The organism is Halalkalibaculum sp. DA3122, assembly GCF_043951865.1.
GTDB lineage: Bacteria > Bacteroidota > Rhodothermia > Balneolales > Balneolaceae > JAMQKA01.
In genome coordinates this window covers 115342-139371 of record NZ_JBINJF010000006.1, presented here as the reverse complement: position 1 = coordinate 139371, position 24030 = coordinate 115342, and the positions used below count along the sequence as shown (strand labels likewise).

Here is a 24030-nt window from a genome sequence, read left to right as displayed (position 1 = left end):
GGAATACCTGCTTGTTAATCGGCATAATAATTTCTGATATAGGAAAATTCGTAATCAATCGGCTGGTCTGCACTGTTTTTGAGGAACTTGTTTTCCACCTTCAGGTAGATCCGCTTAAAATTGGTCCGGGTAGTGGTGGAGTCGAACGTGGCGGGATCGGCATAACGCACGCGTGCCGACAGCTCATAATCCACTCCTTCGATGGTGAAGGTATCTTTCCAGCCGTGGAAGTCGTCAAGGTCGTCAAAGGTCCTTCGGTCGGAGAGTGTTTCTCCCGTCTCATCTGAGCGCTTGGTGCCGAAATTGGAACTGCCCGTAAAGTCGTCGGGCGTCTGAATGGGAGGAATTCCATCCACGGTCATCTCGTCGAAAGCCACGCTGCGCGATTCTTCAATGATATTTTGCGCAACAGCGACGACCTCTTGTTCAAGCTCTCCTTCAACCTGCAATTGCGTGTTGCGGAGTATCATGCTGTTTGCGCTAAGCAGGATTACTGAAAAAACGACCATCGCCACAATGGTATATATTACTTCATCGTACCCAGCCATAACTGTAGATGTTTAAGAATGCAAGCCTTTGTATAAAATATAAGAAAATTTTAATGTTTTAAATATTTTCTTTTCACTGTTATCATTTTAGGGATAATAAAGCTCTATACGTAGTTAGATTTTATTAACCTAAAAATGTCCCCTCCCCCCTTGTTAATCAGAGGGGCCTTTGCAGAACCTGCTATTTTGTTGGGAGGTAGTTGTACTACCGACCTTTGTGACCTTTAAACGGGAGTACAACTCCCTTATAACGAGGAATTGAGGGTTTTGCAAAGCCCTCTCAGAGATTATTTAGAGTGGGTTTTTAGGTTCGTTTTTTGGTCATTCAAAAAATGAACAATAAAAAAACTTTAACCGGCAATTAAATGAGAATAATGCTCAATTCTTAAACCGGGTTCACCCTACTTAATGTAGGTTATCTTCTTGGTAAACTGCTTGTCGCCCGCCCGCATTACGCAGATATAGACACCGCTGGCCAGGCCCGCCGGGCGCCATTTTCGCTCGTGGAAGTTGGCGGGGAGGCTCTCGTCAACAATGGTTTTTACTTTGCGTCCCAGGATATCATATATGCTGATCTCCACATGGCCCTGCAGCGGGGTATCAAATTCGAGGGTCGTCTCCTCATGAAAGGGATTGGGATAGTTGGGATGAAGGGCATATTCCCCGGGCAGGTCCTGGGCATCGCTGCCGGGATCGATAGTCAGGGTAAAACGTGCGCTGCCGCTGTTTTCGGCTGTCTTGGCCTTACTGTTATTTGGGTTGTTTACCAGTGTAAAGTTGGAGGCAGTATTATTCAGCGGCTGCTTCTGTTTTGACAGCCTGTGGTCAAAACCGTAGAAACCGTTTTTCCTGAGATCAACTTCCTCTCCAGTTTCATGATCGGTCAAGATTAACGTCCAGGCGTCCGGTACGTTGCCGAATTCGGGCCACGACAGGGTATATTCGCCTTCAATGGGAGCTCCCTCGACAAACCCGCCCACGTGGATGGGGATCGATATTTTTTTGCCAAAGCTGCGGGCCAGGTTGTTGATCGACAGCTCGGTACCGTCTTCCAGCGTAAAAAAGAGCTCCAGGTAGGTCTGCGTGTCGAAGGGCAGCAGGCGGAACGCATCCCGGCGGTCTTTGCCGTTTTTACCATCAGGAGACAGGGTAATATGAGACGTTTTGCTCAGGCTGTCGGCCTGCAGCCTGAATTCGATGGACGCCGGTTGTTTGCCTGACTTTCGCAGGAACTCGCCCCCGGTGGTTTTGGAGGATTCGTTGACCGTAAGCTGGGGCGGGCCGTCGCCGTTGGCTTTTACCCAGAAAGCCTGGAAAGGCATTATAAGCCCGTCATCCAGGGCCGGGTCGCCGTCAATACCGTTATACTCCTGGTAGTCATTGGCGGCCGGGTCCCATACGTAAATTACATTGTCCATATTCTGCTTGGTCCAGTTGCCGTCGTCCCAGTCTATCGTAGCGGCATAGGGATTGCCCACCAGGTTCCAGCCGGTGTCCGCCTCGGCGGTGTAGGTGACGGGAAAGGTGAAAGAGGAGCCGGTCCCGTCATTTTCTGCCCCGCTTATGGAGAGGGTATCGGGCAGGGGATTGTTATAGCGGTCGTCGACATCGATGTCGCCAAAGAAGTAGACAAACAGGCCGCGCCCGGGCGTCAGCGAATTGCCGGCATCACCGGGTACTCTCCAGCGCTGGTTGTCGGTGCCCTCGTAGGTTTCATCATAATAAAGCACGCTGGGTTGCAGGGAATCTCCATTGGAATCGGTAAGGCCCAGCTCCGAGTTTTCATATCCCTGGGTGACAGTACTGTCCAGCAAGTCTTGGTACGTAGAGGCCAGCGGTGGGGCAATCATTCGCCAGCCCGGGGTTCCGCTTATCTCCCGCAGCATGCGGATGTTCGACAGGTTTCCGGATTTTACGGTGCTCACCAGGCTCGATCCTGAATCCAGCGTGAGCATGCCGTTGTCCAGGAAGAGCGTGTCGTTCACCACAACATCGTTGTGGAAGGTGACGCCCTCGCTGTTATTGATGATCAGGTTGCTGAAGTTGTCCAGCCCGGTTATATCCTGTGCCGTGGTTCCGTTGAATTCGACGGTGGTGTTGGAAATGTTGATCTGGGAGCCAGACGTGATATCGCTGCTTATTGTAAGATGTCCGCCGTTAAATACCAGCTCGCCGTCGATCTGCATCGTACCCTGGATGTCGATATTGGCGCCATCTTCGATCGTCAGGGTATTCCCCTCCGTTACCGTAAGCGAGGTAAGCGATTCCAGCGAACCGGTCAGCGTCATGTCGCGGTCGAAAGTAACATCTCCGGTGAGCGTATTGCCGCTAATCTCTCCTGCACCCGAACCAGTGAAGGTGACATTGCAGGTGGAAGAGGCGAAGGTCGCCACGGTCAGATCTCCTTTTACAATGACCGTCGACCGGTCGCAGATAAAGGTGCCGAGCCCGCTCATATCATTGTTGAGCGTCAGCGTATAATTTGGTTCAAGATTCACAGTTGCCTGGTTCTTGATGTCGAGAAAATCGATCGTGCTGTTTTGCTCAATAATGGGGTAGAAAGATTCATTTGCCGGCGTTGTGGGTATATCGATCACTTGGCCGGTTGTGGGTACGGAACCGATATTCCAGTTGTCAGCAATACCCCAGTCTCTTTTATCGGCCCGGTTGCCGCCCGATGTACTTTGCCAGGTGTTGAACTCTGTGATTACCACTTCCACCGTGTCAATATCGCTGGAGGGACTGCTGGTGGAACTGTTTAACGCCCCGATGACCCGGACGGTCTCTATGTTGGTGCCGGCGGTCAGGTTGCCGGTAAACAGCCCGTTTCCCTGGTAGGCCGTACTGCTCAACGATGCAGCGGACGAACTCTCAAACAGCAAGTTCACCTGGTTGCCGTCCTGGCTGGTCAGTTTATTGCCGTAGGCGTCTCTCAACTGGACCCTGATCGTCGTATGGTCGGTGCCGTTGTTTTCCAGGTACGGGAGGTCGGAAGTGACGGTAGAGGTTGCGAGATCGGCGGGAGCGGGATGTACGGTAAACTGGTTGCTTTCCCCCACCTCTGAAAACCCGGTACGGCGGGCCCTGAGTTTGAAATCGCCCGCGCTTGTGAGGGCGACCGTGTGGGAGGCGAGCTCTCCATCCGTGAATGAAGCTGTTGTACCGCTGCCGCTGGTAAAGGTGGCATCGGATGAAATTTCAACGGTTCCGTCAAACGACTCTACGGTGTTGTTGTTTGCGTCTTTGGCCGTAATACGAATGTCAAACGGACTGCCGGCGGTTTGATCGGAGAGCGTTCCCGAGTTACCGGCGGCGTCCTCGATACGAAAGGTGGCCAGCGGACCCGCGTTAAAGACAACCGTTTCCGAGATCCCGGTGGCGGTGGTTCCATTTACCTCCACCGTAAATGTAGCCGATCCGATGTCGGTGGGAGCCGTCAGTATCGCGGTATAGCTTCCATCTCCATTATCAGTCAGGGAGGAGAGGTTCCCGTCGCCGGAGTGAGAGATCGTTACATCGTCTCCCCCCGAAACCAGGGCGTTATCAAGGGAATCCCTCAGTTGAACGGTGACCAGGGTTGTATCGCTGCCGTTGGCCGTAAGCGATGACTTGTAAACAGATAGCTCGGTGGAGTCGGCAAAGGCCTGGTTTGGATTCAGGACAAACGCATTGCTGGTTCCGGATTCATTCCCGTCATTGTTGGTTGCTGTGATGGTGGTACTGCCGCCGCTCTGCAACAGCTTTACCTCGTAGGGGGGTGAGGGATCATAAACACCGTCCACAAAAGGTCCGACCTGGGTTGTATCGATGTCATCAGCAAACCTGCTTGAGGCGGTCAGGTTCACATATCCCGTAAAGTTGTTACGCCCCTCTTGGCCGTCCAGGGTGTCACCCACGCCGTCGACGGCCGCAATACCGATGCCAAACGGTTCTCCGGCTACCTGCGTAGCAATGTCTCCGCCTCCGCTTTGCCTGATCTCAAATCCCGCCAGACTCCCGGCATCCGCAATGGTAAAAGTGTTACTGTTTTCAGAGTCCGCCAGCCCGTCGCTGGTGGCTGTCAGGACGTAGGTCCCGTTCTGGTTGAGTCGAATATCGCTGAAGACCGCAATTCCGCTGGAGTTTGTCGCTACGCTGTTGATGCCGTTGATATTGCCGGGCCCAGAAGATTCAGGCGCCTTGACCAATGTAATGGTGGTGCCAGAATTGCTGACGCTGTTGCCGTAGGTGTCGAGTAGCTGCACTTCAGGTGCGGGATCCAGTGCGGTGTTTCGGGCCCCGTTGGGGGGCTGCACAACAAAAGTAAGGCTGTCTGCAGCGGCCGGATTTATGGTGATTGCGTTGGAGGTACTCCCGCTGAGCCCGCTGGCGGTGAATGACAAGTCGATGGTATTTGCCACCGTGTGATATAGATCGGTAAATGTGACGGTACCACCGCTTGCCGCTTGGGTGGTGGTTCCACGCAGCGTCCCGGTTCCGGAACTCCTACTGGCGGTCACACTGGTGAAATTATCAGAGCTCACCGTGTTGCCATATTGATCTTTAATCAGTAATACCGGCTGTGTGTCAAAGGCCGTTCCCGCAGTATTGGTGGCCGAGGGCTGGGTTTGAATTTCAAGCGTGCTCGGCTCGTCCGCCACGACCGATATGGTCCCGGAGCTGTTGCTCGCAAGTCCTCCTGCGCTGGCACTGATACCCGCAGAACCGACGAGTGTTGAGGAAAAAGTGGCGCTGCGGTTGTCCCCGGCCACCGACAACGGGTTGGCCGTAAGCCCGGTTTTATTGGTTAAGCTCCAGCTGTCGGCATCGACATTCTGGATAAAGTTGCCACCGTCATCGCGGGATATCGCATAGACGGTAATAGAATTTCCGGCGGTCAGGTTTTGGGCCGCAACCTCATCGCCTGAACCGTCGGCGGCAGTCTCTATAAACAGATCGGATGGAGTCCCGGCCACCATCTTCAGGCTCCCGTAGTTGGCATTTACATTGGAAACAGCCGCCCCCGATGCACTGATGCTACCCTGGTTGGGCAGTTCATCTGTTGCAGGCCTTACGGCAAACCCGGAAAAGGTGGCTTTGCCCGCTTTGTTGGGGGGCTGATCGCTGGTTTCGAGAACATTAAACGTGATGGTGGAAGCACTAATGCTTGCAAATTCAATTTCTAGCCCGGTACCCCTGCCGGAAAAACCGGTTGCCGCCTCAATATCGACAGAAGGAGTGGTGTTGGTATCCCATTCAAAGCCACCGGGCAGGACAAAGTGCAGTTGCCCGACGGAAATTTGTCCGGTTGAGGTTTCATCGATAATGATGTCGGTAAGTGAGGTATAGGATCCCTGATAGTCATCGGCTGAAATATTTTCTCCGCCGGTAGCCGGGGTGACATTTTGGGCTTGCATGATGGAAACTGAAAAGAGTATCAGGCCCCATGCCAGGAAAAAAGTGCGGACCTGTTGTATACGGTCCGTGTTGAAGGATATGGATTTCTTTTCTTTCAAGCCGCGTAAATGTAGATGATCTGTTGTTGATTACAGCAGGTTCAGGGAAGAGCACATTGTTACCCCAAAAAACTTATCCGGCCTCTGCCGCAAATAATTTACCTTGTGGAAGGTATACATTAACATGACAAGTAATCGATTAAAATTACTTAATGCCACCCCAATTTGTTGAGAATATATGCTTTGGTATGCTTGGGTCTCTATTTTCCTGTTCCTTTTTTGAATGATCAAAAAAGGAACAGGAAAAATCACCGCCTGAGAAATTTTTTTGGCGTTTCCTCCACCTCCGCTAAAACCATTGAACTCGATCCGCTGAAAAACGCGGATCTCAAACAACAATGGTTTCTTAACGCTCCGGCTCCGGGCACTCGGTTCCCACAAAAATTTATATAGGGCGGTTGGGGAATTAGGAATGAAAAATAATGAACTTGTCGGACCAAGGGCGGACGACAAAAAAACACTTGGCTTACCGTCCTTGAATGAGGGGCTGGAGCGGGTGCCCCATTCACCGCCTTGCCTTTTACGTTCCTTTTGTATCAAGACAAAAGGAACGCCCCGATTGGGAAAATGACCCTTTTTTTGTCGGGGCTTCTTCATCAGCCTTTCCCTCTTCATTTTATCAACGTAAGTTTTTTTGTAAATCGCTGGTCCGGCGTAGTCAACCGGTAAAAATAGACTCCACTTGGATAATCCGGGGCGTTCCAGCTTACAGAGTGAAGTCCCGCACTGCAGGATTGTTGATCGATAAGGATTGCGATGTTACGTCCCAGCATATCGAATATCTCGAGAGAAACCGTCGTTTGAATCGATGAACCATCAGTAACATTTACATCATAAAAAGTTATGGTATTGTTACCGGCATTTATCGTCTGGGTGTTTCCACCGTTAAAAGTTACAGTGCTTGTACCGGGATCAAAATTGCCCCCGTTCTGCACCGTCATGTCTCCTTTTAGTTCAATATGGGAATCACCGGCGTTCACGGATCCGCCGTTTGTGAATGAAGCGTTGCCCCCTACCGTCATCGAACCGTTGGTAAAATCAAAGCTGCCGCCGTTTTGCAGTGTTGCATCGCCGGTCACAAACACATTTCCGTCATCTACTGAAAGATTTCCGTTGTTTTGAAAGTTTGCATCCCCCTGTGCATTCAGGTTCCCATCCTGAACATTAACATTGCCGTCGCTTTGGGCGGTCAGCCCGGAATTCAGATTTACTGTGCCCGTCCCCATATTGAGTGTGCCGTTATCCCTGACCTGTGTATCTCCATTGAATGTGATAGTTCCCGTATCCAGGTTGATGACTCCTCCACTCCGAATATCCACATTGGCGTTAAACGTGGTGTTGCCGTCGTCCCCGTTGTAGGTACCATTAATTTCCGTCGTATTGTCAACCGTGGCGGTGGCATTTTCCGCATTGAAGGTATCGTTATTGGAGATGGTAAAATTGTCTTCCAGGTTGACTGTTCCGGATCCTGCATTGAAGGTCGTTTCCAGCGGACGTGGCGGATGCAATCATCAACACGAACGGGGCTAGAGTCACCAAGAGGGCTTTCAGGAAGTTCTCCATGACCACTCTATTTATTTGCGGGAACTAGTTTGATAGCTACAAAGGTTCTCCTGCCTGTAGCAGGTGACGGGCCAATATATTTATATAACCAGAGCTATACAGTTAAAATGTCTTTAGAAAGGCGAGGGAAAGAAGCTGAAAATTGAAATGATTAATCCCACAACGGGATCTTAGCCTGGATTTATAACCACAACTCTAAAAGAATGCTCGTGAGATAATGCAGGTTAGCGCATATTTTTCAATTGGATGCATTCGGCGGACAGAATGAAAAGTTCCAGAATAAAGGTTAACATGGACGGGGTTCTGACTGTTTTCAATTTTTTTGAAATGGTAGTGCTTAAATCTTCATTATTAATGCTAAAAATGATTTTAACAGTCAGATATGCCAATAATAGAAATTGTCAATATGATGGCTAGCTAGTATGAAAGGTATAATTTTTGGAGCCGGCGGACAGCTGGGCCGGGAGTGGATGGACCAGCTAAATCGCGGCAATGTCCCGCTGTTTGATTATTATAGCGGATTCGGGTCGGATCAACTGGATATAACGGATGACCGGGCCGTGGCCGAGATACTGGATGCCGAAATGCCGGACGTCGTCGTCAATTGCGCGGCCTACACCGATGTTGACCGGGCGGAAGACCATCGGAAGGTTGCCGTGCGGGTCAACGGTACGGCGGTCAAGTCGTTGGCCGGGCAGTGCGCGGAACGGGAGATCAAGCTGGTTCACTACTCCACCGACTACGTGTTTCCCGGGCGCAGCGAAGACCGCCGGCGTTTCCCGGAGGGATACCCCGAGGACCATGAGACATCGCCTGTAAACTGGTACGGGGCTACAAAACTGAAAGGGGAGCAGGGCGTGCGACAGGCGGGGTGCGAGCACCTGATTATCCGGGTTTCGTGGCTGTGCGGATTTTACGGCTCTAATTTTATAAAAACGATGCTGCAACTGGCGGATCAGCGCAGCCAGCTGGACGTGGTCGACGACCAGTGGGGCAGCCCGACCTTCACGGGACCGGTGGTACAGAACACCCTCAGTCTGTTGAGAAATCAGGAGCAGGGTGTATACCACATCACTTCCGGTGGACTGACCAGCTGGTATGAGCTGGCTTGTGAAATATTCAGAACTTCAGGTCACGACATTCAGGTAAATCCCGTAAGTTCAGATGCTTTTGAGACCAGGGCCAAAAGGCCTCGTTTCTCCAAACTGAGTACCCGCAAGGCCGCACAGGTGCCGGGAGTGATCATGCCCTCATGGAGAGAGGGACTGAAGAATTTGCTTAAAAAACTTAACGTTGAATAATACCGTATATGGAGTTTATTCCCACATCCATCCCCGAGGTGCTGCGCATTATACCAAAGGTGCACGAAGACGATCGCGGGTTTTTCCTGGAGACGTTTCGCAAAAAGTATTTTAGCGAACGGGAGATTGACGTGGAGTTCGTGCAGGACAACATGTCGGCTTCCGCCAGGGGAGTGATTCGGGGACTGCATTATCAGATTCAAAACCAACAGGCCAAGTTGCTGATGGTACCCAAAGGAAAAATACTGGATGTAGCCGTGGACCTTCGCCGGGGCTCTCCCTGGTTCGGGAAGCATGTTACGGCCGTGCTTTCGGAAGAAAACAAGCATCAGCTATTTATTCCCACCGGTTTTGCCCACGGCTATGCGGTTCTGGCCGACGAGACGCTGGTCTCATACAAATGTTCGGACTACTACAATCTGGAGGCAGAGCGTGGGCTGTACTGGAATGACCCCGCCCTGGATATTGACTGGCCGCTGACTGATCCTGTTGTTTCGGAAAAGGATCGGAATCAGCCCAGACTGAATGAAATTCCCACAGAAGACCTATTTACATACCAGTCATGAGAATTATTGTTACCGGCGGTGCCGGATTTATCGGATCGAACCTGATTTTATACCTGTATGAAAAGCATCCGGAATACCAGATCCTTAATCTTGACAAGCTTACCTACGCCTCGGATTTAAGTCGCCTGAAATCGATCAAGAATTCCAGCCGCTACCTCTTCAAAAAAGTGGATCTGGCAGACCGGGAGGCGGTGGCCGATATTGTCCGGAAGTTTGATCCACAGGGGGTATTTCACCTGGCGGCGGAATCGCATGTCGATAACTCCATTACCGGTCCCGAACCGTTTGTACAGTCAAATGTGGTCGGTACTTTTAACCTGCTGGAAGAGTGCAGGCAGCACTGGCAGGAGGGAGAGCGGTTACTGGATGAAAACCGGTTTCTGCACGTCTCCACCGATGAGGTGTACGGAACGCTTGGTGACGAGGGGGCCTTTTCGGAAGAGACACCATATGCGCCCAATTCTCCCTATTCGGCCACGAAGGCGGGGAGCGACTTCCTGGTGCGGGCTTATCACCATACCTACGAGATGAATGTGGTAACTACCAACTGCTCGAACAATTTCGGTCGATTTCAGCATGATGAAAAGCTGATTCCCACCGTTATACGGAGTGCAGTGGGGCACAAGGCGATTCCGGTCTACGGGAAAGGAGAAAATGTGCGCGACTGGCTGTATGTGGGCGATCACTGCCGGGCGCTGGATCTGGCTTTTCGGGAGGGGGCGGCCGGTGAGACGTACGCCATCGGCGGGGATAACGAGTGGAGAAATATTGACCTTGTGCACAGCATCTGCGACATCCTGAATACAGAAGTCGGGGAAGGTCCCGGCGGCAATTACAGGCAGTTGGTGGAGTTCGTCACCGATCGCCCCGGCCACGATTACCGGTATGCCATAGATGCAAGTAAAATTAAAAGTGAGCTGGGCTGGCAGCCCTCCGGCAACTTCAGGGAACAGTTGCGCGAGACTGTTCGCTGGTATGTGGAACGGTACCGGTGAGTCGGTTACAATTCCGTCCTTGCAATCTCTCGGTTTCTTTTAGCTGTAGTTGAATGCGTCCAGGCGAATCAATCCAACGCCGGCGATTCAATTTTTGACCACTCCAAAAATATCAGGGAAGGATGATTGAGATGGTCAACAGGAAAAGAAGCTATTTTCTTACAACCGAGGTGTCCCTTTTGGCTTGATCCAAAACGGACGGAAAAATCAAGGCGGTGAATGGGCCAAACGCTGCAGCCTGTGCAGGCGTGGATGTTGATGGTCCGTCACGCAAGTTGCCTGCTATCAAAGTCCTCACCGGTGCAACATCCACAATCGCCTGCTTCGGCCTCCGCGCTCCATTCAAGGCCGGGACCGCTAGGGTGTATATTTTGTAGCTCGCTCCCTCGTCAGACAGCATTTTTTCCGGTTTCGGAATAATTGCTTGACACGTTAATACGATCTCCCCTTCGAAATTCATCATTTCTAATTCTTCCTTCATAATTCCCCTCCTCCGCCGGCGATAGATGATGAAGAAGCCTTGATGTGAAACAGGAGACTATTTTCCCAACCGAGGTGTTTCTTTTATCTTGATACAGAAGGGACACCTCGACCAAAGAAAACTGGCACCCATGACCTTCTGAGGAACCCCTATATAACCTCGCGGTCCAGATCCCGGAAGATAACCTCCGTATGGAACTCGCCGTTTTCACCCATCGGGTCGATCGATTCCGGAAGGGTTCGGACAAATCCCTGCGTGTACGATTCCCCCACTCTTATGAGATGTTGAAACTCCTCCTTGACGGCTGAAATTTTTATCTCTACCGGTGTTAACATAAGCACGGGAAGCAGCTCGTGCAGACTTTTTTTCCAGATGGGGAAGAGGCACCGGTAGCCCATCTTTCCAAACGCCTCTGTTCTCCATTGCCGAATATCCTCCAGGCACCAGTCTCCAAATACCAGGTGATCAATTGGGATGTCCAGTCCTGCGAGCGCCTGCTTAATACGCTCAAGGTAAATTTCATTGGAAGGATCTTCTGGAAGGGGAACCGTAATTAATGGAAGATCCAGATGGCTGGCCTGGCGTTTTATTTTTTCAAGAGCTATCTGTTGGTGGGGCACAGTATCGGTTTTCTCATTATAGGTGGTTAGCAGCTGAATATTATTTTTTTCTCCATACTCCCGGGTATAAAATTTCAGGGCCAGGTATGAATCTTTGCCGCCGCTCCAAAATAGGATATCCATCGCTTGGAAAAAGTTGTGGTTAGAGTGTTTAAAGCTCAATTTTGTGCAAAACAGGGAAAGCGTAACTCAGCCCCCGAATATCGAAGATACCGGAGCCGGAGATGAATTTAAATCATATTCTGAATTCCGGTGTCTGAATTCCTATATTTCGATTCGTTTGATCAAAAGTAACCAGCATTAAAATTTGAACAGATTCTATCTACTATGAGTAAACGCAAGTATTGGCTGATGAAATCGGAACCGGATGCGTACAGTATTGACGACCTGGAACGAGACCAGGTGGAACCGTGGGATGGCATCAGGAACTACGAGGCACGCAACTACATGAGAGATGAGATGAGTATCGGGGACGGAGTCCTTTTTTACCACTCCAATGTGCGTCCCCCGGTAATTGTTGGGAGTATGGAGGTGGCCAGCGAGCCCTACCCGGATCCCACCCAGTTCGATCCCGATTCCAAATATTTTGATGAAAAGAGCAGCGAAGAAGATCCTACCTGGGAGCTTGTTGATGTGAAGTTTGTCCAGAAGTTTGAAAACCCCGTAACGCGAGATGCGCTCAAGGAGGAACCCGCCCTGGAAGATATGGTGCTGCTGAACCGCTTTCGCCTCTCAATTACGCCGGTAACCGAAGAGGAGTGGCTCAAAATTCACGAAATGGCCGGGGCCGAACCGAAATAAGGCTGTTGTCGAGCAATGCTGGTCTTGTTTTGGAGAGAGGTGTTCTCCGGCAGGGGGGAGACGGCAGACGAGAAACGAGAAATGGCAAATGAGAAACGACTGCACACAGATAGGATGACAAAAGAGATAGAGGAAGTTTTTTTACGGACTAAAGGTATACTGCCGGTCCAGAAACTGAGGACGCTGGCCAGGGCGGGCATGATTACCAGTCACAGGGACTACCCGCTGCAGGATGATCAATTTCAGCCAAATTCAATCGACCTGCGGCTGGGGGAGAAAGCCTATCGTGTTCGTTGCAGCTTTTTGCCTGAAGATGAGACGGTGGAGAGCAAAGTAGACAAACTCAAACAGTATGACTTTTCGATAGAGAACGGGGCGGTCCTTGAACCGAACTGCGTATATATCATACCGCTGCTTGAACAGCTGCACCTGCCCGGACATGTGCCGCCTCAGAAGACGCTGTTCGACGGAGAGGCGGCGGCCGATCCGATTAAAATTGTCTCTGATGAACACCTGACGGCCAAGGCGAACCCCAAGAGTACAACGGGTCGACTCGATATTTTTACCCGTGTTATCACCGATTATTCCCACCGGTTTGAAGAGATTCGATCCGGCTACAGCGGCAACCTGTATTTGGAGGTGGTACCCAAATCCTTCCCGATAAAAGTACGAACCGGGCAGCGTTTGAACCAGCTGCGCATCCGTCACGGCTACACGCTGCTTTCCGATCAGGATATACTGCGGACTCATCATTCCGACCCGCTGCTTTTTAATGAGGAGGGACACCCCGTCCCGATGGGCGAGATAAAGGTGAGCAATGGACTTTTTATGAGCGTAAACCTGCACGGGGAGGAGGGCGAAATTGTGGGCTATAAAGCGAAGAAACACCGCGACCTGATCGACCTTGAAAATATCAATCATTATGATGTAGATAATTTTTGGGAGCCAATTCACTACCACAAGAATGATCACCTGATCCTTGAACCGGAAGCGTTTTATATTTTTGCCTCCAAGGAACGGTGCCGTATTCCCACCCATCTCGCGGCCGAAATGATCGCCTATGATACCGGGTCGGGAGAGCTCCGAACGCACTACGCGGGTTTTTTTGACAGCGGTTTTGGGGGATCGGCAGAAGCAGGAGGAGCACGCGCAGTGCTTGAGGTGCGATCGCACGATGTGCCGTTTTTGATCGAAGATGGGCAGACATTCTGCAGCATGAAGTTTGAACCCAATACTGAGATCCCCGAATTTGTGTATGGAACAGAAATCGAAAGCAACTACCAGGGACAGGGACTAAAACTGGGCAAACATTTCAGGCAGGAGGATGAGTAAGTATACTGTTGAGAAGTGCATCTGTCACAAGCGAACATTCCAGGAAATAAAAGACTATGCCCGCCGCAAGGGGTATCAGGATGTGAAGTCGCTGCAGGCCGAAAAGTACTGCAGCTGCCAGTGCGGGTTTTGCATACCCTATATCGAAATGGTCCTGGAAACGGGGGAAACAGTATTTGAGCCGGGCGCATACCTGCGTAGAAACTAAAAAATGGCTACTCTAGCTACTGTGCAATGAATATTTTTTATGCTCCTCCCGATCAAATTGAGGGTGACCAAATAGAACTTACGCAACAGGAAGCCAGGCACGCCGCCAGGGTGTTGCGTTACCGTGAGGGGGATACCATTACCGTCGTGGATGGGGAGGGGGGATGGTATGAAGGCATTGTCCGCCGCATTCTGCGGAATACCGCGCTGATCGAGATTACGAACCGGAACCGCAGGGAACAACGGAACCCTTCGCTGGTGATGGCCATGGGAATTATCAAGAAGCGGGACCGCTTGGAGTTTGCCGTCGAGAAGGCGGTAGAACTCGGGGTCGGTGAGATCGTACTGTTCCGAAGTGAGCACACCGTCAAAGAAAATGTGCGGGTGGATCGCCTGCGATCTACCGCCGTATCCGCCATGAAACAGAGCCTGAGGGCCTGTTTGCCGTCCATATCTGTATATCCCTCTGTCAAAGAGGTGATCGGGAAATACAGCGACTCCTCCCCAATGCTGGTGGCGCGCGGTGCCAAGGATACCTCCCCGGGTGTTCCCGGTGAGTTTAAAAAGATGGAGAAGGAAATAGTCCTCTTTGTGGGACCGGAAGGTGGTTTTTCGCAGGAGGAGATCGCATTATTCAAAGCAAATGGGGCTCGGATAGTGTCCCTGGGCTCCCATCGCCTGCGCACGGAAACAGCGGTGGTAGCCTTGTTGAGCCAATTTTTGAGATGAAGAGCATACCGCAATTCTAATTTCAATTTGTACCCTTATCCGCAATGTTGGTTTGAACCGCGTGTGTGAGGAGTTAAATTTTTCCTGATTTTTTATACGGCTAAAATGAATTAAAAAATCACCGGCGGAGATTAGTTATTGGTCAACAAATAACCACTCCACAATTAATTAAACCACGCCGCTCCAAAACCATAGAACTTGATTCTAATACTGGTGCGAGGGGCCGCTCGTACTATCTAACCCGGATTTCTCACGAGTATGTTGGATAAAATCATGTAACTTCATAGATGGCAATAACTTACGCCATCTATTACTGCCCAATTATCACTACAGTTTGTAATAGGCTGCGAAATTGGCCTTTCAGCCGCGTTGAAGGACAAATCCCCGGCTCAACGTACCAACGTACGTCTGCGCGGCCATTTGCCCTTCGCCTTGCTGAAAAACCAATTTCTTGGCGAGAAATCCGGGCTAAACCTGGATCAACTAACCTGCATTGATGGGGTCTGTTCGTTCCGGCTCCGGGCACTCGGGTCCACAAAAATTTCTATAGGCGAGAGGGAAATCATGAATTTCGAAGGGGGCAGTCCGAAAACTTGTATTCCAGGCAGGATGTTTCCAGTACCTGTTGAAATGAAAGAGGCCTTTGCAAAATCGTTGCTTTGCAAAGGCCTCTGGTATACCAATCGATAAGCAGCCTGCTAAAATAAAGTTCCAATCATAGGAAAATTCGATGCAAGGTGGTCAGGAGCCGGGATCAGCTGTCATCCTTTCTTATTTTGGTATGATTTGCAGCATACTCCTCGAGTGCCTGCACCTCATCCCAAAGATTCATCGCTTTTTTAAGCACATCATCAAACACGTCGTTGATCACCGGGTAGTACGCCTTTAAACCCCACACCTGGCGCGCCAGTTCGGCCTTCATAAAGCCCCGCGGCATCCATGCAATTTTTTCAAAATGGCCCTCCGGTATATACAGGGAATCCGACCTGAAATCGGGCTCTTTGACTTCATCAGAAATTACCAGGTTGTTTTGGATCATTTTCTCCTTGAAGCTGTTGATGGTCTCGTCATCCCAGGTAAACTCCTTGCGAAATTTTTCGAAATCTCCTTCCCACTCCTGCCGGAACTGATCCCCGTTGTCATCCAGGTAGTTTCGCACAAAATCGAATCCTACCTGTTTTCGCCTCATAAAATTGACCACCGCGGCCGATTCAGTGGTATCTTCTTGCACAATATGGTCGGGTACAATTCCCCCGCCGCCGTATACGGTTCGACCGGCATCAGTGTTGAACTTGAGGGAATCGGGAACATCCGAGATAAACTCAACCGCATCCGTGTAGGCATCGTCCGCACGGTGGACTACTTCATAGGCGTACTGCTCGCGACCCTCACGCGAGTAGGGTTTCTGAATCAGGCGCCCGGAGGGAGTGTAGTAGCGGGATATGGTCACGCGGATGCTGCTGGAGTCTGCCAGTTCATACTGCTGCTGGACCAGTCCCTTACCAAACGTGCGCTGGCCTACAATCAGCCCGCGGTCATGATCCTGGATCGCTCCGCTGACAATCTCACTGGCGGAAGCCGAACCCTCATTGACCAAGACGATCAGCGGCTTTTCCTTGAAAAATCCATCCCGGCGCGAATTGTAGGAGCTGGTAAAACGGGTATGTCGACTTTTGGTTGATACCAGTTCTGTCCCTTTTGGAAAGAACTCTTCCGCCATGGCGATAGCCTGACCCAGATATCCGCCCGGGTTGCTTCTCAGGTCAAGAATCAATCGATTCATCCCTTTTTTGTCCAGTGATTTCATCGCCTCCAGGAACTCCTCGTGAGTAGTGGCGGCAAACCGGTTGATCTTGATGTAACCGGTCTGGTCATCGAGCATATACGAGGTGTCGACCGTATAAAGCGGTATGTCATCCCTGGTAATGGTAAATTCCAGCGGATCTTTAACGTGTGGTCTTTTAATCGTGACATCCACCTTGGTGCCTTTTTCGCCGCGAAGAGTTCGCAGTACATCCTCATTGCTGAACCCGATCGCACTTTCGCCGTCAATTTTGATGATCCGGTCACCAGACATAATTCCAAGCTTGTCACTTGGTCCCCCGGAAATGGCGGTGATTACGGTAATCGTGTCCTGGATGATGTTGAACTGAATGCCGACGCCCTGGAACTTGCCGGCAAAATTTTCCTGAACCTGTTCATTGGTCTCCGGTTCGATATAGACGGAGTGGGGATCCAGCGATTTGAACATCTGACGGAGAGCATCCTCGGTGCGGGCGCTCATATTTTCATTGGGACTGTTGTTGGCCAGGTAAAGGTAGGCATCCTCAAACCTCTGGAGTGATTCTCCCAGGTCATCAATATCCTCATCTGCCAGCATGGTGGTATCGAGCGGGGTCCCCTCAATTTTGAGGGTACTGTCGCTCAGGTTTTTAATAAGTCCCTTAATGCTGTTTCGATACAGTTTTTCGATATCCACTTTCTCAACATAGTTATCGACTATTCTACGCTGAGTCTGGATATATTTTTTTAGATTCTGTTGATGTGCGTCGTCGGGCTGAATAACGGAATCGACTCCCGCTGCCCAGAAAAGGGACAATAGGATTAAAATAGCCACATGGGGGGCGACGAATTTTTTAAAGGTCATAGTCGGATTACACTTAGGTTTTCTGAATTTTTCTAGCGCTTATAAGTCTCAACGGCTAACATTGAAAAATATTTAGCGGTTATACCCACTTAAAAATAAAAGCTATTTTACAGTAATATTAAATCTAAATAGTTGTGAAATCTACACTAAAACAACAGGTCTTGCAATATGTTAATTGACGACAGCCATGCTAAATTTAATAATCCAGGGCTGTGATGTTCATCAACAATACCGCATTGCCGACAGTCAACCGCATGTTTACTGCTTTATCCCGGGGACAACAACCTCGATGAAAACATGCGATCAGAAGCTGCAGTAGCTCTTTCCGGGGGCTCACTATCAAGGCAGCGGATTGGATTAAAGTATGTAGTGGCTGAGATCTTTATCCTTGACCAGGTCATCAAGCTGCTTGTTCACGTATTCCTTGTCGATCGTCAATTCCCCGGTGCCGATATCATCCGGAACCGCAAACAGGAGCTCGTCCAGCAGGGTGGATAATATGGTGTGGAGGCGCCGGGCTCCAATATTTTCGACCCGCTCGTTTACCTGCGCCGCTATGGAGGCGATCTCCCGTATTGCGTTGTCGGTAAATTCTATCTCAACTCCTTCTGCCCGCAACATCGCCTGGTACTGTTTGGTCAGCGCATTTTTGGGCTGTTTCAGGATATCGAAGAAATCATCTTCGGTAAGCGAGTTCAGTTCCACGCGAATCGGCATCCTTCCCTGCAATTCGGGAATCAGGTCAGACGGCTTGGAAACGTGGAACGCGCCCGACCCGATAAAGAGAATATGATCGGTCTTTATCATTCCATACTTGGTGGAGACGGAACTTCCCTCGATAATGGGAAGCAGATCGCGCTGCACCCCTTGTCGGCTCACATCCGGGCCGCCGCTCCCCTGTTTGCTGGAATCCTCTGCCACTTTGTCAATTTCATCAATAAAGACGATTCCCTGCGTTTGCACCCGCTCGAGCGCTTCCTGCACGGCTGCATCGTGGTCAATCAGTTTTTCGGCCTCTTCATCCAGCAGCAGTTCCCTGGCTTCCTCGACGGTAACCTTGCGTTTTTTCTTTTGGTCGCCCGTAAGGTTGCCGAGCATATCCTGCAGGTTGATGCCCATCTCTTCCATACTTCCCTGTGGACCAAAGACCTGCATCATCGGCTGGCGGTTGGAACGCACTTCGATCTCAATCTTGCGATCGTCCAGCTCACCGTTTTGCAGCTTTTTTCGAAATTTCTCGCGGGTCCGCTGGTTAAGCTCCTGGTCACTGGCGTTTTCCGGTTTAAAATCATCCTGTTCGGCGCTGAAGCCGGCCGAATTGTTCGAAGGTTTCTTTACCGGGGGAATAAGGATATCCAGTATACGGTCTTCCACCGCTTTTTCGGCTTTTTCCTGCACCCGCTCCTGCATCTCTGTCTTCACCATGTTGATGGCGATGTCGGTCAGGTCGCGAATCATCGATTCCACATCGCGGCCCACGTAGCCCACTTCCGTGAACTTGGAAGCCTCCACTTTTATAAAAGGTGCGTTTGCCAGCTTGGCCAGCCGCCGGGCGATTTCCGTTTTTCCAACGCCCGTGGGACCAATAAGGAGAATGTTGTTGGGAAGAATTTCATCTCGAATATCTGCTTCGGAATTCATCCGCCTCCACCGGTTTCGGAGGGCGATAGCCACCGACCGTTTGGCCTCGTTTTGTCCCACGATATATTTATTCAGTTCAGCAACTATTTGTCGCGGGGTTAGGTTTTTCTGTTCAACTACTTGCTTCATAACGCTCTGGTTAGTCTTCAATTTCGAGGATTGATAAATTGTGATTGGTGTAGATGCAGATATCAGCTGCTATGTGCAGTGATTTTTCAACGATCTGCCTGGCCGATAATTCTCCGGCATTTGCCTTCAGGGCACGCGCGGCAGCAAGCGCATACGACCCACCACTGCCGATAGCCAGTATCTTGTCGTCGGGCTCAATGATATCGCCCTGGCCGGAGATCAGCAGGGCTTTATCCTTGCTCATCACCACCAGCAAGGCTTCCAGTTTCCGCAGGAACTTGTCCTTCCGCCACTCCTTGGCCATCTCAACAGCCGATCTCTGCAGGTTCCCGTTATACTGCTGAATTTTTTCTTCAAATTTTTCAAAAAGCGTGAAGGCGTCGGCCGTGGAACCGGCGAAACCGGCCAATATTTGATCTTCATACAGGCGACGTACCTTGGTAACGGTCGCTTTCATAACGGTTTTGTCCATTGTTGCCTGGCCATCGCCGCCTATGGCCACTTCACCCTTGTGCATTACACCCAATACGGTGGTCGCTTTAAGTTCGGATATACTCATATTTTACTATTCTTCGGAATGCGTTTCGTTCTGTTAAAATTCAACGGTTGATCAGGAATCAGACTTGTAGTACTTCGATTTGGAATCGCCGCGTGCCTGCTCCCGGGCCCGCTGGCTTCCCGGACGGGGAGGCAGGCCGTTTCGCTTGCCCGATTTTTTTCCATCCTCCTTGTCGTAATAATCCAGGTTTTCGCGTTTGGGCTTGCCGGAATCCAGTTCATGAAGCTTGGCCTCCGAGCTTTCGATGAGATCGTCGATCGGCTCGTCCCGCATTACGGCATCCGTAATATCAATATCGGACCCCGCGAGCGTCACTTTGTATTCATTCAGAGAAATTGCGTCTTCCGCAATCAGGTTGATTTTTACGAAGTATTTAAACATCCATTTCCACCGGATGCTGAGCCATCCCTTGTCAAGATATGCTTTCAGGTAGGGGTTGATGTAGATGTCGACAGAATTGTAGGAGGTATTGGATTTGAATTTGCTCAACCAGGCATCTAGGTCGGCCACGATAGTGTTTTGGGTGACTACATTGCCGGACCCTCCACACATCGGGCACACCTTCGATACGGAATTAACCACGCTGGGGCGGATGCGCTGGCGGGTGATCTGCACCAGCCCGAAATCGCTCATGCCGATGACGTTGGTCTTGGCCTGGTCTTTTTTGAACTCCTTCTTCAGCTCATCATAAATTTTCTTTCGGTTTTTATCGCTTTTCAGATCAATGAAGTCTACGACAATGATTCCTCCGATATCGCGCAGGCGAAGCTGCTTGGCCACTTCGCGGGCAGCCTCCAGGTTGGTTTTAAGGGAGTTGTCCTCCTGCTTCTCCTTGGCGGCATAGGGTCCGGAATTTACATCCACCACGTACATCGCCTCGGTCTGTTCAAAGATCAGGTAGCCGCCGGAGGGCATTCGCACGCGGGGACTAAAGATCGAATCGACATCCTTGGCAATTTTCATGAAGTCAAAGATGTGCTCGCGACCCTTGTACAGCTCCACGTTGGGAAGCATTTGCGGGGCAATCTGGCTGACATACGATTTGAGCTCCTTGAACATCTCCGGGTCGTCGATAAGCACCCGGTCGTACTGCTTGGCAAACAGGTCGCGGATCAGGCTCTCGGTCATGTTCAGATCCTGGTACAGCAGGGCGGGGGGCTTGGCATCCTCGAGACGGCCAAGTATTTGTTCCCATTTTTTCAGCACATCCCGCATGTCATCTTCAATAGCCTTCTCATCCTGGCCGGTGGCCACCGTGCGAACAATCACGCCGAAACCGTCCGGCAGCATCGACCCGACAATCCCTTTCAGGCGCCGCCGCTCCTTGTAGTTGTTTATTTTTCGGGAAACGGCGATATATTCGCCCATAGGTATAAGCACGAGGAAACGCCCGGCAATTGTAATGTCGGTGGAAACGCGGGGACCTTTCGACCCGATCGGCTCCTTGACGATCTGTACCAGCAGGCGCTGCCCCGGATTCAGTATGCGGCCGGCCCACGTCTGTTTTTGGTAATTTGATATCTTGTCGAAGTTGATCTTGGAGAGCTCATCACGGACGTTCTTGCGGATAGCCTCCCGGCCGTTGAGCATCTGCACATACTCTTTGAGATGGTCGCCCGCATCAGAGAAGTGCAGAAAAGCATCTTTGGGCGTTCCCATGTCGATGAAAGCAGCCCGGATACCGCTCATCACCTTGTGCACCTCGGCAAGATATATATTGCCGACCGTACGTTTATTTTCTTCAGATTCTATAAAAAGCTGTGCAAGTTCTCCATTTTCCAGGAGGGCTATTCGGGTTTGCTTCCCCTTTGCGTGAATGATTATTTGGTTTTTCATTGAATTTAATCCTTTTCACGCGGTTGCTGTCCCCCAAGCATGCTGAGTCATAAATAAATTCGCTAAAAGTCATTGATCTAAAATTTTTGAAGATATCAAAATTCATTGCCCATAGCGGAGGTTCAGCAACCGCTGCATTATAATTTTTGTTAGTCGAGAGGCTGTTGTACAGGTAGCCACATTCAGAGGTGGGGGTCCAGTGCAGATTTACATTACATGCATCAGGAGAGTCAATACCTCTCATGTAAAATAATCTGTTTACAACTTGTAAAAGATTAGTAAGAAGTTTTTTAAAAACGGTTTTATCTAACACTAAAAACCTGCAATTAGAACCTTAAAATTGTAAAACTCTGAATACCTTTATCAATACCAATAACTAAATATTAATATACAGTTACTTTACTATTAATGTAAACGTAAAAACCTGCCTTTATCATAACAGGGGTTGAGTTTTATTCATTCCCCGTATCCGGACAGCGTTACTCCTCCTGTTCTGTCCTGGTGATGCTGGCTCCCACCGAGTTTAGTTTTTTTTCCAGCTGCTCATAGCCGCGGTCCAGGTGGTAAATGCGCAGGATGTCACTGGTGCCTTCGGCAACCATCCCCGCCAGCACCAGGCTGACGCTGGCCCGCAGGTCAGTGCTCATGACAGAAGCGCCTTCAAGCGGAGTACGTCCGTTTACGGTCACCGAGTTTTCATTTACTTCCAGGTCTGCTCCCAACCTGTTCAATTCGGGAACGTAGCTGAATCGGTCAAAATAGATGGTATCGGTGATCACGGAGCGGCCTGGGGCCTGGGTCATCATGGTTGCCCACTGGGCTTGCAGGTCGGTGGGGAATCCGGGGTAGACCTTCGTTTTTATTGAAATTGGATTCAGCTTCTGCGGTGCTTTTACATATATCTCGGTATCGTTGATGTCAACCCGGGCCCCGATCTTGCGGAACGAGCCTGGAAATGTTCCCAGGTCTGAAGGATCGGTATTGGTGATCGTCAGCTCCGACTCCGGATGCATTGCCGCGGCAATCATGTAGGTGCCGGTTTCAATACGGTCGGGGGCGTTGTCAACCTCCAGGCCCTGCAGCTTTTCCGTCTGCCGGATGGTCAGCCTGTCGGTTCCTATACCCTCGATGTTGGCTCCCATCCTGTTCAGGGTGTTGGCCAGCAGGGTGACATCCGGCTCGATGGCCGCATTTTCGATGGTAAACTCCTCAGCTTTTAAGACCGAGGCCAGCAGCAGGTTTACAGTGGCCCCGACGCTGCTCGGTTCCAGTTTGAAGGTGCCGCCGGGCAGCCTGTTTTTGGCTTTTCCCAGCACATATCCCTTGTCCAGTTCAATCTCGGCCCCCATCGCCTTCATCCCTTTCAGGTGCAGGTCTACAGGCCGGGGCCCCCACGCACATCCGCCGGGCAGCGATACTTTGGCTTCTCCAAACCGGCCCAGCAGCGCGCCGAGCATGTAGAAAGAGGCGCGCATCTTGCGTACCAGCTCATACGGGGCCTGCAGGTGATTGATGTGGGTCGGATCGATGTGGAGACGATTGTTCTCCTCGTCAAATTCGACATGGGCTCCGGTTACGCGAATCACATTGTTGAAGGTGTATATGTCGCGCAACCGCGGCACGTTGTTGATAGTTGTGGGTGAGTCAGCGAGGAGAGCCGCCGCCATCAGGGGGAGGGCGGCGTTTTTTGAACCGCTGATTGCGATGTTGCCACGCAGGGGGGTGGGTCCCTCAATTACAAATTTATCCACTAGCTTCTATTTCTAAAATTAATGCGTTTTTTTCGACGGAGTCACCGGCGTTCACGGCAACGGAGGTAACAATGCCATTAACAGGCGCTTTGAGCTCATTTTCCATTTTCATCGCCTCCAGGATCGCCACCGGGTCGCCGAGCTCCACTTTATCGCCTTCCGCGACCAGGAGCTCCAGGATTTTGCCGGGCATCGGGGCGTTGAGCTGTCCCTTGCCAATTTCGGCGGCGGTCTTGAACCCGAGGCGGTCCAGCAGCAGGTCCTGCTCGTCGCGAACAACGACCCGGCACCACTGGCCGTCCAGGGTGAACTCAACAGTATGGTGGTCCAGTTCTACATTATCGATTTTATACAATTTTGTTCCGACCCGCAGCAGGTATCGCCCGTTCTGTTGTTCAAAGGAAAACGTGTATTCCCGCTCGTCAACTGCCACCTGGTGTCGTTCAAAGTTGAACTCCAGTTCCCGGGTTTCATCGTCGATACTGGTTTCGTATCTCATTGGCGGGAGACTCTGATTGCGGCCAGGCCCTTTTTGGTTGCCCGAAAGGTGAAATCCTGCAGGTTGTCGGCATCATAAAAAGAGGTGAGGGCAATTTTATTGCCCCTTTTTTCATACGCTTCTACAAAACCAAAACTGATGAGATTGATAAGATCATCGCGCAATTCGCCGTACTGCAGGCCGGTTTCCTCGAGCACGGTATCAAAGCTCTCGGGGAAGACAAGCCGCCCCAAGACGTTGCGTTCGGATGTAGATACTTTTCGTTTGGGCATGGTCTGTATTGATTAATGAAACTCTAAAATAGGGGCGCTACCCCTTTATTACAACCGC

At 50.7% G+C, this 24030-nt stretch carries 20 protein-coding genes; 7 read left to right on the top strand and 13 right to left on the bottom strand.

Annotation, left to right across the window (positions count from 1 at the left end; translation table 11 throughout):
- Nucleotides 1–14: 14 nt before the first annotated feature.
- From ACG2F4_RS06170 to ACG2F4_RS06155, 4 genes are all read right to left on the bottom strand, one after another.
- Nucleotides 15–548 carry a hypothetical protein gene (locus tag ACG2F4_RS06170; protein ID WP_395259342.1) on the bottom strand — a complete coding sequence of 178 codons (534 nt, stop codon included), beginning with the start codon at nt 546–548 and terminating at the stop codon, nt 15–17.
- Nucleotides 549–949: 401 nt separating this feature from the next.
- Nucleotides 950–6043, bottom strand: coding sequence for an invasin domain 3-containing protein (locus ACG2F4_RS06165; protein WP_395259341.1), 5094 nt, complete (start codon nt 6041–6043; stop codon nt 950–952).
- Between the two features lie 30 nt (nt 6044–6073).
- The gene (locus ACG2F4_RS06160) at nt 6074–6640 is read right to left on the bottom strand and encodes a hypothetical protein (protein ID WP_395259340.1); all 567 of its coding nucleotides are present in this window, start codon (nt 6638–6640) and stop codon (nt 6074–6076) included.
- 14 nt (nt 6641–6654) lie between these two features.
- The gene (locus ACG2F4_RS06155) at nt 6655–7551 is read right to left on the bottom strand and encodes a T9SS type A sorting domain-containing protein (RefSeq protein ID WP_395259339.1); all 897 of its coding nucleotides are present in this window, start codon (nt 7549–7551) and stop codon (nt 6655–6657) included.
- 477 nt (nt 7552–8028) lie between these two features.
- On the opposite strand from ACG2F4_RS06155, the gene rfbD reads away from it, so the two are divergent.
- The 3 genes from rfbD to rfbB are packed head-to-tail and all read left to right on the top strand — an operon-like array spanning nt 8029 to nt 10468.
- Nucleotides 8029–8907: a dTDP-4-dehydrorhamnose reductase gene (rfbD, locus tag ACG2F4_RS06150; protein WP_395259338.1), complete on the top strand. Its 879-nt coding sequence runs from the start codon at nt 8029–8031 to the stop codon at nt 8905–8907.
- An 8-nt stretch (nt 8908–8915) separates the two neighbouring features.
- A complete protein-coding gene (gene rfbC, locus ACG2F4_RS06145) occupies nt 8916–9473 on the top strand; it encodes a dTDP-4-dehydrorhamnose 3,5-epimerase (RefSeq protein WP_395259337.1) in 558 nt (185 codons plus the stop codon).
- Nucleotides 9470–10468 carry a dTDP-glucose 4,6-dehydratase gene (gene rfbB / locus ACG2F4_RS06140; RefSeq protein WP_395259336.1) on the top strand — a complete coding sequence of 333 codons (999 nt, stop codon included), beginning with the start codon at nt 9470–9472 and terminating at the stop codon, nt 10466–10468. Before rfbC ends, rfbB begins: the two co-directional genes overlap by 4 nt.
- A 151-nt stretch (nt 10469–10619) precedes the next feature.
- Here rfbB and ACG2F4_RS06135 read toward each other — a convergent pair whose 3' ends face one another.
- Together ACG2F4_RS06135 and ACG2F4_RS06130 are read right to left on the bottom strand one after the other, a co-directional pair.
- Nucleotides 10620–10949, bottom strand: coding sequence for a hypothetical protein (locus tag ACG2F4_RS06135; RefSeq protein WP_395259335.1), 330 nt, complete (start codon nt 10947–10949; stop codon nt 10620–10622).
- A 149-nt stretch (nt 10950–11098) separates the two neighbouring features.
- Nucleotides 11099–11692, bottom strand: coding sequence for a hypothetical protein (locus ACG2F4_RS06130; RefSeq protein WP_395259334.1), 594 nt, complete (start codon nt 11690–11692; stop codon nt 11099–11101).
- A gap of 204 nt (nt 11693–11896) precedes the next feature.
- Between ACG2F4_RS06130 and ACG2F4_RS06125 the strand changes: the two genes are divergently transcribed.
- The 4 genes from ACG2F4_RS06125 (at nt 11897) to ACG2F4_RS06110 (ending at nt 14638) form a co-directional block, all read left to right on the top strand.
- Complete coding sequence (locus tag ACG2F4_RS06125; RefSeq protein WP_395259333.1) at nt 11897–12370, top strand: EVE domain-containing protein; 474 nt, start codon at nt 11897–11899, stop codon at nt 12368–12370.
- A 114-nt stretch (nt 12371–12484) separates the two neighbouring features.
- Nucleotides 12485–13702 carry a 2'-deoxycytidine 5'-triphosphate deaminase gene (locus ACG2F4_RS06120; protein WP_395259332.1) on the top strand — a complete coding sequence of 406 codons (1218 nt, stop codon included), beginning with the start codon at nt 12485–12487 and terminating at the stop codon, nt 13700–13702.
- The gene (locus ACG2F4_RS06115) at nt 13695–13910 is read left to right on the top strand and encodes a hypothetical protein (RefSeq protein WP_395259331.1); all 216 of its coding nucleotides are present in this window, start codon (nt 13695–13697) and stop codon (nt 13908–13910) included. The genes ACG2F4_RS06120 and ACG2F4_RS06115 overlap by 8 nt, the downstream gene beginning before the upstream one ends.
- 26 nt (nt 13911–13936) lie before the next feature.
- A complete protein-coding gene (locus ACG2F4_RS06110; protein WP_395259330.1) occupies nt 13937–14638 on the top strand; it encodes an RsmE family RNA methyltransferase in 702 nt (233 codons plus the stop codon).
- A 754-nt stretch (nt 14639–15392) separates the two neighbouring features.
- Here the strand turns inward: ACG2F4_RS06110 and ACG2F4_RS06105 are convergent.
- The 7 genes from ACG2F4_RS06105 to ACG2F4_RS06075 all read right to left on the bottom strand — a co-directional run bounded on the left by ACG2F4_RS06105 (nt 15393) and on the right by ACG2F4_RS06075 (nt 23972).
- The gene (locus ACG2F4_RS06105; RefSeq protein ID WP_395259329.1) at nt 15393–17285 is read right to left on the bottom strand and encodes a S41 family peptidase; all 1893 of its coding nucleotides are present in this window, start codon (nt 17283–17285) and stop codon (nt 15393–15395) included.
- A 357-nt stretch (nt 17286–17642) separates the two neighbouring features.
- Nucleotides 17643–19055 carry an ATP-dependent protease ATPase subunit HslU gene (gene hslU / locus ACG2F4_RS06100; protein ID WP_395259328.1) on the bottom strand — a complete coding sequence of 471 codons (1413 nt, stop codon included), beginning with the start codon at nt 19053–19055 and terminating at the stop codon, nt 17643–17645.
- Nucleotides 19056–19065: 10 nt separating this feature from the next.
- Entirely contained in the window at nt 19066–19614 is a 549-nt protein-coding gene (gene hslV / locus ACG2F4_RS06095; protein ID WP_395259327.1) for an ATP-dependent protease subunit HslV, read from the bottom strand.
- Nucleotides 19615–19665: 51 nt separating this feature from the next.
- Complete coding sequence (locus ACG2F4_RS06090) at nt 19666–21450, bottom strand: Rne/Rng family ribonuclease (protein WP_395259326.1); 1785 nt, start codon at nt 21448–21450, stop codon at nt 19666–19668.
- Between the two features lie 479 nt (nt 21451–21929).
- Nucleotides 21930–23201, bottom strand: a complete 1272-nt coding sequence (murA, locus tag ACG2F4_RS06085) for a UDP-N-acetylglucosamine 1-carboxyvinyltransferase (protein WP_395259325.1) — start codon at nt 23199–23201, stop codon at nt 21930–21932.
- The gene (locus tag ACG2F4_RS06080) at nt 23194–23700 is read right to left on the bottom strand and encodes an acetyl-CoA carboxylase biotin carboxyl carrier protein subunit (protein ID WP_395259324.1); all 507 of its coding nucleotides are present in this window, start codon (nt 23698–23700) and stop codon (nt 23194–23196) included. Before ACG2F4_RS06080 ends, murA begins: the two co-directional genes overlap by 8 nt.
- The gene (locus tag ACG2F4_RS06075; RefSeq protein ID WP_395259323.1) at nt 23697–23972 is read right to left on the bottom strand and encodes a hypothetical protein; all 276 of its coding nucleotides are present in this window, start codon (nt 23970–23972) and stop codon (nt 23697–23699) included. The genes ACG2F4_RS06080 and ACG2F4_RS06075 overlap by 4 nt, the downstream gene beginning before the upstream one ends.
- Nucleotides 23973–24030 lie beyond the last annotated feature (58 nt).

Coding starts and splice junctions, on each gene's coding strand:
- ACG2F4_RS06160 (WP_395259340.1), bottom strand. CDS start 6,640: ATGAAGAAGCCCCGACAAAAAAAGGGTCATTTTCCCAATCGGGGCGTT.
- rfbD (WP_395259338.1), top strand. CDS start 8,029: ATGAAAGGTATAATTTTTGGAGCCGGCGGACAGCTGGGCCGGGAGTGG.
- rfbC (WP_395259337.1), top strand. CDS start 8,916: ATGGAGTTTATTCCCACATCCATCCCCGAGGTGCTGCGCATTATACCA.
- ACG2F4_RS06170 (WP_395259342.1), bottom strand. CDS start 548: ATGGCTGGGTACGATGAAGTAATATATACCATTGTGGCGATGGTCGTT.
- ACG2F4_RS06120 (WP_395259332.1), top strand. CDS start 12,485: ATGACAAAAGAGATAGAGGAAGTTTTTTTACGGACTAAAGGTATACTG.
- ACG2F4_RS06110 (WP_395259330.1), top strand. CDS start 13,937: ATGAATATTTTTTATGCTCCTCCCGATCAAATTGAGGGTGACCAAATA.
- ACG2F4_RS06080 (WP_395259324.1), bottom strand. CDS start 23,700: ATGAGATACGAAACCAGTATCGACGATGAAACCCGGGAACTGGAGTTC.
- hslU (WP_395259328.1), bottom strand. CDS start 19,055: ATGAAGCAAGTAGTTGAACAGAAAAACCTAACCCCGCGACAAATAGTT.
- rfbB (WP_395259336.1), top strand. CDS start 9,470: ATGAGAATTATTGTTACCGGCGGTGCCGGATTTATCGGATCGAACCTG.
- ACG2F4_RS06115 (WP_395259331.1), top strand. CDS start 13,695: ATGAGTAAGTATACTGTTGAGAAGTGCATCTGTCACAAGCGAACATTC.
- ACG2F4_RS06135 (WP_395259335.1), bottom strand. CDS start 10,949: ATGAAGGAAGAATTAGAAATGATGAATTTCGAAGGGGAGATCGTATTA.
- ACG2F4_RS06075 (WP_395259323.1), bottom strand. CDS start 23,972: ATGCCCAAACGAAAAGTATCTACATCCGAACGCAACGTCTTGGGGCGG.
- hslV (WP_395259327.1), bottom strand. CDS start 19,614: ATGAGTATATCCGAACTTAAAGCGACCACCGTATTGGGTGTAATGCAC.
- ACG2F4_RS06125 (WP_395259333.1), top strand. CDS start 11,897: ATGAGTAAACGCAAGTATTGGCTGATGAAATCGGAACCGGATGCGTAC.
- ACG2F4_RS06090 (WP_395259326.1), bottom strand. CDS start 21,450: ATGAAAAACCAAATAATCATTCACGCAAAGGGGAAGCAAACCCGAATA.
- ACG2F4_RS06105 (WP_395259329.1), bottom strand. CDS start 17,285: ATGACCTTTAAAAAATTCGTCGCCCCCCATGTGGCTATTTTAATCCTA.
- ACG2F4_RS06130 (WP_395259334.1), bottom strand. CDS start 11,692: ATGGATATCCTATTTTGGAGCGGCGGCAAAGATTCATACCTGGCCCTG.